The sequence below is a fragment of the Paraburkholderia sp. WC7.3g genome (assembly GCF_050436345.1).
In the GTDB taxonomy this organism is placed as follows: domain Bacteria; phylum Pseudomonadota; class Gammaproteobacteria; order Burkholderiales; family Burkholderiaceae; genus Paraburkholderia; species Paraburkholderia podalyriae.
On record NZ_JBNDMA010000001.1, the window covers coordinates 1,685,124 to 1,698,356 of the forward strand.

At 63.4% G+C, this 13,233-nt stretch carries 14 protein-coding genes and 1 pseudogene; 8 read left to right on the forward strand and 7 right to left on the reverse strand.

What is annotated here, in order from left to right:
- Positions 1–18 precede the first annotated feature (18 nt).
- Positions 19–1,755 (forward strand): L-arabinonate dehydratase, encoded by a 1,737-nt coding sequence (araD, locus tag OKW43_RS07805; protein ID WP_429446362.1) that lies wholly within the window; start codon positions 19–21, stop codon positions 1,753–1,755.
- 79 nt (positions 1,756–1,834) lie between these two features.
- Here araD and OKW43_RS07810 read toward each other — a convergent pair.
- Both OKW43_RS07810 and OKW43_RS07815 read right to left on the reverse strand, forming a co-directional pair.
- Positions 1,835–1,901 (reverse strand): annotated as a pseudogene (locus OKW43_RS07810) (short chain dehydrogenase); the annotation flags it as partial.
- Positions 1,902–2,059: 158 nt separating this feature from the next.
- Complete coding sequence (locus OKW43_RS07815; RefSeq protein ID WP_429446365.1) at positions 2,060–2,512, reverse strand: DUF3005 domain-containing protein; 453 nt, start codon at positions 2,510–2,512, stop codon at positions 2,060–2,062.
- 332 nt (positions 2,513–2,844) lie between these two features.
- Here OKW43_RS07815 and OKW43_RS07820 point away from each other — a divergent pair, with 332 nt between their 5' ends.
- Both OKW43_RS07820 and epsC read left to right on the forward strand, forming a co-directional pair.
- Complete coding sequence (locus OKW43_RS07820; RefSeq protein ID WP_013092363.1) at positions 2,845–3,078, forward strand: hypothetical protein; 234 nt, start codon at positions 2,845–2,847, stop codon at positions 3,076–3,078.
- A gap of 167 nt (positions 3,079–3,245) precedes the next feature.
- Positions 3,246–4,172: a serine O-acetyltransferase EpsC gene (gene epsC / locus OKW43_RS07825; RefSeq protein WP_187634517.1), complete on the forward strand. Its 927-nt coding sequence runs from the start codon at positions 3,246–3,248 to the stop codon at positions 4,170–4,172.
- Between the two features lie 35 nt (positions 4,173–4,207).
- Here the strand turns inward: epsC and OKW43_RS07830 are convergent, their stop codons facing one another.
- Positions 4,208–4,720 carry a metal-dependent hydrolase gene (locus tag OKW43_RS07830; RefSeq protein ID WP_187634484.1) on the reverse strand — a complete coding sequence of 171 codons (513 nt, stop codon included), beginning with the start codon at positions 4,718–4,720 and terminating at the stop codon, positions 4,208–4,210.
- 139 nt (positions 4,721–4,859) lie between these two features.
- Positions 4,860–5,213 (reverse strand): hypothetical protein, encoded by a 354-nt coding sequence (locus OKW43_RS07835; RefSeq protein ID WP_187634485.1) that lies wholly within the window; start codon positions 5,211–5,213, stop codon positions 4,860–4,862.
- 694 nt (positions 5,214–5,907) lie between these two features.
- Here OKW43_RS07835 and OKW43_RS07840 point away from each other — a divergent pair.
- The gene (locus tag OKW43_RS07840; protein WP_187634486.1) at positions 5,908–6,444 is read left to right on the forward strand and encodes a hypothetical protein; all 537 of its coding nucleotides are present in this window, start codon (positions 5,908–5,910) and stop codon (positions 6,442–6,444) included.
- A 6-nt stretch (positions 6,445–6,450) separates the two neighbouring features.
- Here the strand turns inward: OKW43_RS07840 and OKW43_RS07845 are convergent, their stop codons facing one another.
- On the reverse strand, positions 6,451–6,882 hold the full coding sequence (locus OKW43_RS07845; protein WP_187634487.1) for a hypothetical protein: 432 nt from the start codon (positions 6,880–6,882) through the stop codon (positions 6,451–6,453).
- Positions 6,883–7,144: 262 nt separating this feature from the next.
- Entirely contained in the window at positions 7,145–7,324 is a 180-nt protein-coding gene (locus OKW43_RS07850; RefSeq protein WP_429447413.1) for a hypothetical protein, read from the reverse strand.
- On the opposite strand from OKW43_RS07850, the gene OKW43_RS07855 reads away from it, so the two are divergent.
- Complete coding sequence (locus OKW43_RS07855; RefSeq protein ID WP_429446369.1) at positions 7,266–8,669, forward strand: MFS transporter; 1,404 nt, start codon at positions 7,266–7,268, stop codon at positions 8,667–8,669. The genes OKW43_RS07850 and OKW43_RS07855 overlap by 59 nt on opposite strands.
- A gap of 38 nt (positions 8,670–8,707) precedes the next feature.
- Positions 8,708–10,453 carry a gamma-glutamyltransferase gene (ggt, locus tag OKW43_RS07860; RefSeq protein ID WP_429446371.1) on the forward strand — a complete coding sequence of 582 codons (1,746 nt, stop codon included), beginning with the start codon at positions 8,708–8,710 and terminating at the stop codon, positions 10,451–10,453.
- A 49-nt stretch (positions 10,454–10,502) separates the two neighbouring features.
- Here the strand turns inward: ggt and OKW43_RS07865 are convergent, their stop codons facing one another.
- Positions 10,503–11,552: a S1C family serine protease gene (locus OKW43_RS07865; RefSeq protein WP_429446375.1), complete on the reverse strand. Its 1,050-nt coding sequence runs from the start codon at positions 11,550–11,552 to the stop codon at positions 10,503–10,505.
- Positions 11,553–11,684: 132 nt separating this feature from the next.
- On the opposite strand from OKW43_RS07865, the gene OKW43_RS07870 reads away from it, so the two are divergent.
- On the forward strand, positions 11,685–12,083 hold the full coding sequence (locus tag OKW43_RS07870) for a VOC family protein (RefSeq protein ID WP_187634490.1): 399 nt from the start codon (positions 11,685–11,687) through the stop codon (positions 12,081–12,083).
- A gap of 163 nt (positions 12,084–12,246) precedes the next feature.
- Positions 12,247–13,173, forward strand: coding sequence for a polyphosphate kinase 2 (gene ppk2 / locus OKW43_RS07875; RefSeq protein ID WP_187634491.1), 927 nt, complete (start codon positions 12,247–12,249; stop codon positions 13,171–13,173).
- Positions 13,174–13,233 lie beyond the last annotated feature (60 nt).

The window sequence follows — 13,233 nt, forward strand, 5'->3', positions numbered from 1 at the left end:
GCAATCGTGGAGTAGACGTTGACGAAGAGAAAGACCCCCGAGGAATTGCGCAGTCATCGCTGGTACGGCGCGAACGATCTGCGTTCGTTCGGCCACCGCTCGCGCACGGCGCAGATGGGCTACGACCGCGACGAATACGCGGGCAAGCCGGTCATCGCGATTCTGAACACGTGGAGCGAGATCAATCCGTGCCATACGCATTTCAAGCAGCGCGTCGAGGAAGTGAAGCGCGGCATCTGGCAGGCTGGCGGCTTCCCGATCGAACTGCCGGTGCAGACGCTGTCCGAGCCGTTCCAGAAGCCCACCACGATGCTGTACCGCAATTTCCTCGCGATGGAAGCCGAGGAGATGCTGCGCTCCTATCCCGCCGATGGAGTGGTGTTGATGGGCGGCTGCGACAAGACCACGCCCGCGTTGCTGATGGGTGCGATCTCGATGGATCTGCCGGCCATCTTTCTGCCCGCCGGACCGATGCTGCGCGGCAACTGGAACGGCGTGACGCTCGGCTCGGGTTCCGATTCATGGCGGTACTGGGCCGAACTGCGAGCGGGCACGCTGACGCCGGATGACTGGCAGGGCGTCGAGGGTGGCATCGCGCGTTCGCCGGGGCACTGCATGACGATGGGCACCGCGTCGACGATGACGAGCGCGGCCGAAGCGCTGGGCTTCACGCTGCCCGGCTTCGCGTCGATTCCCGCGCCCGATTCGCGTCATGCGCAGATGGCCGCGAAAACCGGCATGCGTATCGTCGAGATGGTGTGGGAGGATTTGAAGCCGTCGGACCTGATCACGGCGGCATCGGTCGATAACGCGGTGACGACTTGCGTCGCGCTGTCCGGATCGACCAATTCGGTCGTGCATATGATCGCGCTGGCGCGGCGCGCGGGCATCGAGTTGACGCTCGATCGCTTCGACGAGATCGCGCGCCGTACGCCCGTGCTCGCGAACATCCGGCCGACCGGCGCTTACCTGATGGAGGACTTTTTCTACGCGGGCGGTTTGCGTGGGCTGCTCGCGGAACTGGGCGAACTGATCGACGGCTCGCAGAAAACCGTGAACGGCAGCACGCTCGGCGAGAACCTTGCTGGCGCGCGCATTTTCAACGACGACGTGATTCGCCGCCGCGCGAATCCGGTGCTGCGTGACAGTAGCCTCGCGGTGCTGCGCGGCAATCTCGCGCCCGACGGCGCCGTGATCAAGCCCGGCGCGGCCGAGCCGCATCTGCTCGTGCATACGGGCCGCGCAGTCGTGTTCAACGACTACAACGATATGGCCGCGCGCATCGACGACGACTCGCTCGACATCGACGCAAGCTGCGTGCTCGTGCTGCGGCACGCGGGGCCGGTCGGCGCGGGCATGCCGGAGTGGGGCCAACTGCCGATTCCGCGCAAGCTGCTGCAAAAAGGCGTACGCGACATGGTGCGTATCTCCGATGCGCGGATGAGCGGCACGAGCTATGGCGCGTGCGTGCTGCACGTGGCGCCCGAGGCGTTCGTCGGCGGACCGCTCGCGTTGGTGGAAAGCGGCGATCTGATCGAACTCGATGTGCCGCGCCGCAGGCTGAACGTGCTGGTATCGGATGAAGAACTCGCGCGCCGCAAGGCCGCGTGGGTCAAACCCGCTGCGCGCTTCGAGCGCGGCTATGGCGCCCTGCACCAGGCGCACGTGATGCAGGCCGATCAAGGCTGCGATTTCGACTTCCTGCGGCGCGGCGGCGCGAGTCCCGATGGCTCGGGCGAGCCGGAGATTCACTGACGCTCAGTACCCCACGCGATACACGCGCCCCGTCTGCGCGCCTTCCACGCTGCGCAGATATGCACACCTCGATCACTTAATGACGCGCCTTCAGCTCCGCGCTGACGGCTTGGCCCAGCGTGCCCCGTGGCACCAATGACGACGATTCTTTCTTTTCATCCGCAACTCCGTTAAGCGAACCCACATTAAACAAAGCAAAGCACGCACCAGAATTAAACGGTGCGTGCGACGTCATTGCCTGATTAATCGGAATATGCAAGGTGATTCGAACGCGCGCGTATAAAGGGATGATACGCACGCCCGCCTATTTCACCCGATGTAATTCGATCACGCGCGCGGGCCGCAAATGATTGAGCGCGTAGTGAATGCGGCCACGCTCCTGGCGCTGTCCGACCGGACGCGGGTCGTTGTACTGATGGTCGGCCGAGTAGGCGCCAACCGGCTCGGCCATGCCCTTGTCGATTACCGCGTAGCCCGGCTCGAGCGCAAGCAGCAGATGATTGCCGCCGACCCGGCTGTCGAAACCGGCCATGCCGTCGAGCGACTCGGGCACGCTGTTCTCGAGCGTCGCATTGCTGGTCGTGATCGCGTCGGGCGAGATCGCGCCGTGGCCCGCGAGACGGGCCGCTTCGCGGTTCTTGCCGTCGGTGTCGACCGTGCTGTCGTGCGTACGGTCGTTGTGCACGTCCGTGCTTCGTGGGTCCTTCGGGTCCGGTTTCGTACCGGCGTTTTCCGGTTTGCTAATCGCGCTGTTCATCGTGCATTCTCCTGAGAGGACATGGTCGAAGAAGGGAGCAAAAGCCGTTCCGATTGGCACGGCGCCGCTATGCGCGGGCTTCGCGATGCGTTCTCCGCCATACTTCGATGCGAGTGGCGTTGCCTCGCGATTGAGTGGCGATGAACTCCGCGATTCACTTCGTTTTTTTTAATGGACGCGTATTTTCTACAGAGTATCATCTTACTCCTGCGAGCGATGCGCGGTTAAATTGGCGGCAATACTTCGGCTGTTTCAGCATGGTCGGAAAAAGCGAACAAACAAATGGTCGCGCGACTGAGAAAATGTTACGGGGCTTCAGGGGCGGGTGACTCATGCACTTCGATGCTGCATTCACACATCGCGGCTATCTTCTGAATTGCGAACCGGCGCGCTCGGGCGACGGCTCCTGGCAACCGTATGTGGTGATCTCGCGCTCGAGCGACGGCGAACTGGTCGCCAACCGTTTCTTCCCCACGGAACTGCGCTTCTCCGACGAAGCCGCCGCGATCGCGCACGCGCGCGATTGGGCCGTGCGCTGGATCGACGCGAGCAGTCTGACTATCTGAAATCAGGGAACGGTGCGTGCGTTCCGCCGCAAGCGAACGCGAGTCAAGGCAAGGCGACGCAGTCAATTCGAGCCGACCTCCGCGCTGCCGCGCGGGCGGCGTTAAAACGCGGTAATCTCTGCTGCATCCCCACTTTGAACCGCAAGCGCCGCATGGCGCCGTCCCTTATGCCCAACGTGCCTTCCCACAACTGGGGCCTTGAACAGATCGTCGCCGATCTGCGCGCCTCGCGCGAACAATTGCATCGCACGCGGCATCCGCTCGGCATTCGCGAGTTGCCATCGCGTGAAGCGGTGGTCAATATCGTGGCTGGCCTGCGCGCCGCGATGTTTCCGACGCATTACGGCGCACCCGATCTAACCGACGAGACGGTCGACTACTATGTCGGCCATACGCTCGAAAGCACCTTGCGCCTGCTCGCCGAACAGATTCGCCGCGCGCTGCGCTTTCTGCCCGAGTTCGGCGCGACGCCTGACGCCGAATTGCGGGAGCGCGCGTTCGCGGTGGCGCGCGAGTTCGCGACGCAACTGGCGGGCATCCGCGCGCTGCTCGTCAGCGACATCCAGGCGGCGTTCACCGGCGACCCCGCCGCGCAGCACATCACCGAAATCCTGCTGTGCTATCCGGGCGTGTGGGCGATGACGCATCACCGTCTCGCGCATGCGTTGCACCGGCTCGGCGTACCGCTGCTCGCGCGCTTCATCAACGAGATCGCGCACTCGGCGACCGGCATCGACATTCACCCGGGCGCGACGATCGGGCCGAGCTTCTTCATCGATCATGGCACCGGCGTGGTGATCGGCGAGACCGCGATCATCGGCGAGCGCGTGCGCGTATACCAGGCGGTCACGCTCGGCGCGAAGAGCTTCGCGGCCGACGAGGACGGCACGCTGATCAAGGGCAACGCGCGGCATCCGATCGTCGAGGACGACGTCGTGATCTACGCGGGCGCGACGATCCTCGGACGCGTGACGATCGGGCGCGGTTCGGTGATCGGCGGCAACGTGTGGCTCACGCATAGCGTGCCGCCTGGCAGCAGCGTATCGCAAGGCAAGGTCCGCGAAGGAGAGCGCACCGACAACGGGCGGCAGTGACACACAGCTAGCGGCGGCCGGATGCATCGCCGCGCCTAGCTGATCGGCCAATGGCGCAACCATGGCAACGCATGCATGCTGTGCAGCCACACATGCTCGCCGATCAACCATGCGGCCGCCCACGACGCCGCGACGACGATCAGATCGCAGTGCCCGCTATTCCATAGATTCAACGAATGCCGCCCGGCGATCCACGGCACGCCGAGCGGATTCGGCCAGTCGGCGAGCAGATGCATCAGGCCGCCGCACGCGAAGCCGAACGCGGGCGCGGCGTAGATCGAATGTCCGAGCGTGTGATACGACACCGCGAGCAGCGCGAGCCAGCCGATGCCCCAATGCGTCAACGTGCGATGGGTGATCCACAGCCGCCGCGCGCGCGACCACCATGCGACTTCGAGCCAGTCCGGCGCGGTGCTGCCGGCCACGCCGGCGATGAAGCTGAGCAACACGGCCGGATGAAACGGACCGCCGCCGCTGCGCGCGACGATCGCCGCCGCGATGATGCCGGCTGCGAAACCGGTCGCATGATGCGCTTTGCTGGATGCCATCGAAACTCGCGGCACGCGTGCCGCGCGAAAAACAAAGGGCGGCTATGTTCGCAGATGAGCGGATAAAAAAATAGCCGATGCGCGCGATAAAAATTCGCGCATCAGCCTTGGCACATCGCGTTCACGTGCGGCGTGCCGCTCAGGTCGCGCAGCGCGCGACATCGAAGCGCATCTCCTCTTCGGGTGGATCGTCGGGCGCATCGGCCGGACGCATGACCTTGATGACCGTGCTGCCGTTGAGCGGCGTCAGCGTGACGAAATACGAATTATGCGAATCGGAGCCGACCGCGAGTTCGGTCGCGGCACCGGCGTGCGACGTACGCACGCGCGGCAGACGTTCTTCAAGACAGGCGGCGATGGAGGCAGGCGTGCGTGACGACGAGACATACACGAGCGGCGCGGACGCATCGCGCGCGGGGCCGCCCGACGAACCGCAAGCGGTGAGGGTGGCAGTGAAGGCGACAGCGGTGGCAAGCAGCAGAGGTCTTTTCATGATCAGATCGTCGGCGGTCCCGTTCATGGGAAGGTGAGGCGCGGGCGAAGCGCTGGCGTACAGCGCGATGCTTCGCGACGAAGCCGCTGTGCGGGCGACGCGATTTCGCGGCGTCGCACGGCGGCCGGGGCAGTATACCGAGCATGCGTCGACGTCGTCACTGGCGCGGCCATGCGTTCATTCGATATTTAATTACGCGCTACAGCAATCCATTTTTCAAATTCCGGATTATGTGAATTAATCGCGTAAGTGAAGGTCTGGAAAAGGAAATTATTTTTAAGATGAATGGGTAGATGCGCTGTTAAATCCGATGAAGGCTTTCGGGACCCGTGCAAGGGGACGCGGATGGCGCCGTGTGCGCTGATTCCCTCTGTTTTGCGCAATGCAGTCTTCCAGAGAAAGCCTCAAATCGCGGTGAAATGCCACTTATAATTCCGATAGACCCCTTTGACCAAAGGGAGTCTTTTTCATTTTTACACGCGGCTTTCGGGCCGCGTTTTTTTTATGTGATTTTCGAAGCCGATTTACAGATCGTCGCATACGGGCAAGTCAAACTTTTCGCCCGCTGACCGTGCTTCGCCGTTCCGAACGCGCCTTGTCCGTTCGTCAGAGCGAGCAGGGCGAAGCGGGCAGGGCAGGTAGAATCGCAGGTTCAAAATCTGTTTGTGCGCCCCGCGAAGTGAGTGACCCTGTGATGAACGACATGCCCTTTTCCTCGTCCGACACCCCTGCCGAGTTCTTGACCGACGATTCTTCCGGACCGGAAGACAGCGTGCATGAAGCGCGTCTGTGGCGCGACAACGGCTGGACCGCGCGCATCGTCAAGAACGAAGACGACGAGGGCTGGGCCGTCGAAATGATCAAGGACGGCGAGGCGGAGCCGGCGCTCGTCGGACCGTGGACGATGGGCCGCAACAAGAAGGACCCAAAGCCGCTCGACGTAGCGGCGTTCAACACGCTCGTAAAAACGGCGGCGGAAGTGCTGCGTCGTCACGAGCAGCAGCTGCGCGCGCAGCTGCATAAGGCGGTGCGCGTGACGAGCGCGGACGGCAACGACGAACTCGACATCACTCTCGATATCATTCCCGACGAAGACGAGCCGTACGCACTGTTGAGCGCGCTCGATGTTTTCGGCGAGCAGATCGCGCAAGTACAGGTTGCGCCGACGTTCAAGCTCAGCAACGCGAGCGCCGCGGCGTGGGTGGCGAACGAATTTCGTCGACCGGGATGAACCGGGTTAGCTGCGCTTGCAAAAAATCGCGGTGATCAGCGGCGCGACGTGATGCACGATCGCCGTACTGCCGGCGTTCGCGAGCGCGCTTTTCACGTTGTCGTCGCTGCCGAACACGACGACCCCATACGCGGACTGCGCGACCGGTTCACCGTCGCCGACCCGGAATATCGGGTCGTCCTTTTCGAATCCCACCACCGCGAATACGCGGAAACCGAACGCGGTCAGATGCGCGTCAGGCATCGGCGAGAACGCGTTGATCGAGTTGCTTTCGACGTGCGTCGGCTTCGGGTTGATCAACTGCTGCTGCATCAGATCAGCAATGAACTGGTGGCCGCTCTCATTGCATACCAGTGGCGCGCCGAGCTCCACGGCGAACGAAGACAGCGGCAGCGCGGCGACTGCGGCAAACAGCAGTGGGGCAACAAGACGGTTCATGAGCGTAGGCGGGCGTCCACAATCGATGTCGTGGATTTAGCAACCACCGCGCCATCCCTCGGAGGGCGCGAGCGGTGCCGCACATCGAAAGATTCCGAGTGACTGGCGCAACTGGATTCGCACTGTACAGCGATTCAGCGAGTTGCGCTCTGTGACGGAAACGCGAACGGCATTTCAAGCTGCAAAAAGCCTGCGGTATGAAAGCAAGCTTTCAGAATCCCGTATATTTTGCGCCCTATGAGTTCGCAACCCGGACCTCCAATCAACGTGCCGTCGATGCACGGCGGCGCACGGCAAAATCCGCTCGCGCGACAACATTTGTTGCCGCCGCGATGCCATAATCGACGCTTTCCATTGATGGCTGGCCGCCCGTCGCCATGACAATGCTGCTTGCTCCAGGCGCTTTCATCGTTCCGCTGATCGTCGCGTGCGCGATGTTCATGGAAAACGTGGACGGCACGGTCATCGTGACGTCGCTGCCGGTTCTGGCACGCGACCTCGGTCACGATCCGATCACGCTGAAGCTAGCGGTCACCGCATATGTGATCGGCCTTGGCGTGTTCATCCCGATCTGCGGCAGGGTCGCCGACCGCTTTGGTTCTCGCACCGTGTTCCGCACGGCCATCGGCGTCTTCATGGCGGGCTCGCTGATGTGCGCGGCCTCCACTTCGCTCGGTACCTTCGTGCTCGCGCGCTTCGTGCAGGGCATCGGCGGTGCGCTGATGGTGCCGGTGGGCCGCATCATCATCTTCCGTTCGCTGCCGAAGTCGGAGTTCATTCGCGCGATGAACTATCTGACGGTGCCGGCGTTGCTCGGTCCGGTGGTCGGGCCGCCGCTCGGCGGCTTTATCACAACCTATCTGCACTGGCGTTTGATCTTCGTGATCAACGTGCCGATCGGCCTGCTCGGCATCTGGCTGACCAACAAGTACATCGCCAATACACGCGAGCCGCATCCGGGCCGGCTCGACTGGCTCGGTTTCGTGCTGTCGGCGAGCGGAGCTTCGCTGTTCATGCTCGGGCTCTCGCTGGTCGGCGGCGAACTCGTGTCGACGCGAGAATCGGTCGGCATGTGCGTGACCGGCATCGTGCTGCTGGTGGTTTATGTGCTGTATGCGAGCCGCGTCGCGCTGCCGGTGCTCGACCTGCGTCTGCTCCGTATTCCGAGTTTTCATGCGAGCGTCATCGGCGGTTCGCTGTTCCGTATCGGTCTAGGCGCCGTGCCGTTCCTGTTGCCGCTCGCGTTGCAGGAAGGGCTCGGCATGACCGCATTCAGAGCGGGCGCGATCACGTGCGCGTCCGCGTTCGGCTCGATATTCATGAAGACGATGGCGTCGCGCATTCTCGAGCGCTTCGGCTTTCGTACGGTGCTGATGGTCAACGCCGCGTGCGCGGGTCTCGCGATCGCTGTGTACGGACTGTTCTTTCCCGGTACGCCGCATTGGGTGATCTGGTGCATCGTGCTGGTGGGCGGCTTCTTTCCGTCTCTGCAATTCACGTCGCTCAATACGCTTGCCTATGCGGATATTCCGGGCAGCGACGTCGGTCGCGCGACGAGTGTCGCGAGCGTCATCCAGCAGATGTCGCTCGGCCTCGGCGTGACCATCTCGGGCATCGTGCTGCAGATTTCGCATCAGGTGCAAGGGCATCCGACCATCGTGTTCTCCGATTTCTGGCCGGCGTTTGTCGTCGTCGGTCTATTCTCGTGCCTGTCGATCCCGATTACGCGGCGCCTGCCACGAGACGCGGGTGATGAGATTGCGCGCGGCAGCCGCGGGAGAGCGTAAGCAATGGTACGGATGCAGGCGTCATCGATAAGGAGGACATGAACTTGTTCCGCAACGTCAAAGCTTCAGCCAGCGCTTCGATCAGCGGTTTCGCACTGATCGCGCTCGTCTGCATTTCGACCGCTTTTCTCGAACCGGTGCCTGCCGTCGCGAAAGCGCCCGCGAAGACGCAACCGGTCGTGCTTGCCGATTCGGCGATCGCGGTGCCCGACTCGTACAGCGCCGATGCCGCCGAGCAGATCTTCAACGAGGGCGGCAATGCCGTCGATGCGGCCACCGCGATCGCCTTCACGCTTGCGGTCACGCTCCCGGATGCGGGCAACATCGGCGGCGGCGGGTTCATGACGCTGTATGTCGGCGGCAAGCCGTATTTCCTCGACTATCGCGAGCGCGCGCCGCTCGCCGCGACGAAGAACATGTATCTCGACGACAAGGGCGAGGTCATCAAGGACATGAGCCTGATCGGCTATCGCGCGGTGGGCGTGCCGGGCACCGTCGACGGCATGTGGCAAGCGCAGCGCCGTTTCGGCAAACTGAAGTGGCAGCAGGTGCTCGCGCCGGCTATTCACTATGCGCGCGACGGCTTCGTGGTCGCCCCGCAACTGCAGAAGCTGCGCGACGATGCGGCAAGGGACTTCGCGGGCAAGACCAATTTCGACACCTACTTCGGCAATCTTAAGCAGGGCGTCACCTTCAAACAGCCTGACCTTGCCGCGGTATTGCAGCGCATTTCCGACCAGGGCGCGAAAGATTTCTACACGGGCAAGACCGCGGATCTGATCGCCGCTTCGATGCGCGGCCACGGCCTGATGACGAAGGCCGATCTCGCGCAGTACAAGGCCGTGTGGCGCGAACCGGTGCAGGCGGACTGGAACGGCTATCGCGTGATCACCGCGCCGCCGCCGAGTTCGGGTGGCGTCGGGCTCGTGCAACTGCTGAAGATGAAGGCCGATCTCGCGCCCGACTTCAAGGACGTGCCGCTCAATTCCGCGCAATACGTGCATCTGATCGCGGAGCTCGAAAAGCGCGTGTTCGCGGACCGCGCGCAGTATCTCGGCGACCCGGATTTCTACAAGGTGCCGGTCGCGCAACTGATCGACGACCCGTATCTGGCGAAGCGCGCGGCCGAAATCGATCTGAATGTGCCGTCGGACACACGGAGCATTCAACCGGGACTCGGAACATCGATGCCGGAGAAGGCGCAGACCACGCATTTTTCGGTGGTCGATAAATGGGGCAATGCGGTGTCGAACACGTACACACTGAACGGCGCGTTCGGCTCGGGCGTCGTCGTGGATCGGGCCGGCATCGCGCTGAACGACGAGATGGACGACTTCTCCGCGAAGCCGGGCGCCGCAAACATGTTCGGCGTGGTCGGCAGCGACGCGAACGCGATTGAGCCGAAGAAGCGCCCGTTGTCGTCGATGGCGCCGACGATTTTGACGAAAGACGGCAGGGTCGCGCTCGTGATCGGCACGCCGGGCGGGTCGCGCATCTTCACGTCGATCTTCCAGGTGATCAACAATATCTACGACTACGGCATGCCACTGCCGGATGCGCTCGCCGCGATGCGTTTCCATCACCAGCTATTGCCCCCGAATACGATCTATTCGGAGCCGTACAAGCCGATCGAGGGCGAACTCGCGCAGCAACTCGAGGCGAAGGGCTACAAGCTGGAAAGGCAGGATTTCACCGGTGATGTTCAGGTCATCAGGATCGACGGGGACACGCCGGAGCCGGCGGCCGATCCGCGTGGGCGAGGGACGACGCGGCTGGTTCGGTAGGGTTTCGCGTTGGGCCTCCACGCATGGCTATCCAACGCGACGTCCTCCATCACCCCGCCTGCTCCACCGGCGTCACCGTCAACTCCACCCGCTGCGCGCCGCGCAACACCGTCACGCTGACCGGCCTGTCGATACGTGAAGCGTCGAGCGTGCGTTGCAGACCATCCACATCCTGCACCGGCTGCGCGTCGATCGCGACGATCGTGTCGTCGGTGCGCAAGCCGCCGAGCGCGGCCGGACTGCCTTTGACGATCTCCATCACGTGCACGCCACTTTGCACGCTGAGCCCGAAGTAGCGCTGCACGCGCCGCGGCAGCGGCGCGGTCGTGCCGGCCACGCCGATATACGCGCGTCGCACGCGGCCGTGCGCGAAGATCTGCATGATGACCCACTTCGCGGTATCGATCGCGGTCGCGAAACAGATGGCCTGTGCGCCAGGAATGATCGCGGTATTCACGCCGATCACCTGACCCGCCGAATTGATCAGCGGCCCACCCGAGTTGCCCGGATTCAGAGCCGCGTCGGTCTGGATCACGTCGTAGATCATGCGGCCGGAGTTCGAGCGTAGTGAACGGCCGAGCGCCGAAACGACGCCGGTCGTCACGGTCTGCTGCAGCCCGAGCGGATTGCCGACCGCAATGGCGATCTGCCCGACGCGCAGCTTCGACGATTCGCCGAGTTCGACATGCGGCAGCGGCTCGGGCGAACCGATGCGCAGCACCGCGAGATCGCTGCCGGGATCGTCGCCGACCAGATCGGCGTCGAACTTCGCGCCGTCGGCTAGCGTCACCTGGACATGCGTCGCGCCATGTACGACGTGACTATTGGTCAGCAGGTAGCCGTCGGGCGTGAACAGGAAGCCCGAGCCGGTGCCGCCGCGCGCGCCGCGCCCATGCGCGGACGCTTCGCCGGGCAGCCGGCGTTCGACGGCAATAAACGCGACCGCCTGCTGCACCCGCTCCAGTGCGCCGATCACGGTGCGGGAGTAGGCGTCGAGCAGCGCGTCGTCGTCGAGAGTCAAAAGGTCGGTGGATTGGGGCCCGGGGGCGTCGGATGCGGCGCTCGACAGGTCATCGATGAAGCGTGGGCGGCTTCCCATAACGATGCTCCGGATAGACGGGCTGCGAGATGCGGGGCGCCGCGCTGGTTTTCAAGGCCAAACTGGTGGCGCCCGCGTGTGAGACACTTTCCCACGCGAGCCGTCGCTCGCTCGCGCCACGGAGACCCCTTCATGTCCGCATCGACAGCTTCAGCGCCGCAACCCCCGCGGCCGGATCCCCGCATCGAATCCCTCAGCGCGATCACGCTCGCCACCAGCGACATGCAGCGCGCCGTCGCGTTCTATCAAGCGCTCGGCTTCCCGCTGAAGTTCGGTGGTCCGCGCGAGGCCTTCACGTCATTCGAGTTCGGCGGCTCGTATCTGAACCTGATCGCCGATGCCCGCGCGCCGGTCAACTGGTGGGGGCGCGTGATCCTCTACGTCTCGGACGTCGATGCGATCTACGACAAGGCGCTGGCGGCGGGTCTGCAGCCGTCGTGCGCGCCGTCGGATGCGCCGTGGGGCGAGCGCTATTTCCATATCACCGATCCGGACGGCCACGAACTGAGCTTCGCGCGGCCGCTGCGCTAGCGGCGGACGACCGGACAAAACTCGCTATCATGGGGATTGCCATGCAAGTGCAGCGGCCGCCCGCGCGGTAACACGGGTGACACCTCGCGCTTTGATAATCGAACGCGACCGCGTCGCGCTAGCCGCCGCGCGCCATCCCATTCCAGTTGCGAGGAGAGCCGCAATGAAAGAGCCGGACCCGAGAACCGATACCGAACTGATGGCGGAGCGGCAACGCCGTTTCGAGGAAGACCTGATCGACGCCTATGACGAAGAGCTCGAAATGGAAGTCGATGACCGCATCATCGACGGCCCGACCGGCTTTACGCCCGAGCATCGCGAGGCGCGCAAGCAATACTTCCGCGAACTGTTCCGGCTGCAGGGAGAACTGGTCAAACTGCAGGACTGGATCGTCGCGACCGGGCACCGGCTCGTCGTGATCTTCGAGGGGCGCGACGCGGCCGGCAAGGGCGGCGCGATCAAGCGCATCACGCAGCGGCTGAATCCGCGCGTGTGCCGCGTGGCCGCGTTGCCCGCGCCGAACAATCGCGAGCGCACGCAATGGTATTTCCAACGCTATGTATCGCATCTGCCGGCGGGCGGCGAGATGGTGCTGTTCGATCGCAGCTGGTACAACCGCGCGGGCGTCGAGCGCGTGATGAACTTTTGCACTGACGACGAGTACGAAGAGTTTTTCCGCTCGGTGCCGGAATTCGAAAAGATGCTGGCGCGCAGTGGCGTGCAGATCCTCAAGTACTGGTTTTCGATCACCGACGAAGAGCAGGAAATCCGCTTCCAGAACCGCATTCACGATCCGCTCAAGCAGTGGAAGCTGAGTCCGATGGATCTGGAAAGCCGGCGCCGCTGGGAAGCGTATACGCTGGCAAAGGAAGTGATGCTGCAGCGCTCACATATCCCCGAGGCGCCCTGGTGGGTCGTGCAGGCCGTCGACAAGAAACGCGCGCGCCTGAACTGCATTCGCCATCTTCTGAGCCAGATGCCGTATCACGAGATCGAGCATCCGCATATCGAATTGCCGCCGCGTGTCTATCACGAGGACTATAGCCGCCAGCCAGTGCCTCAGTCAATGATCGTGCCTGAGGTCTATTAAAGAGCGGAGCGTAGGAAATAGCTGGCCAACGAATAAGCGCGGTACGTCTATGAACGTACC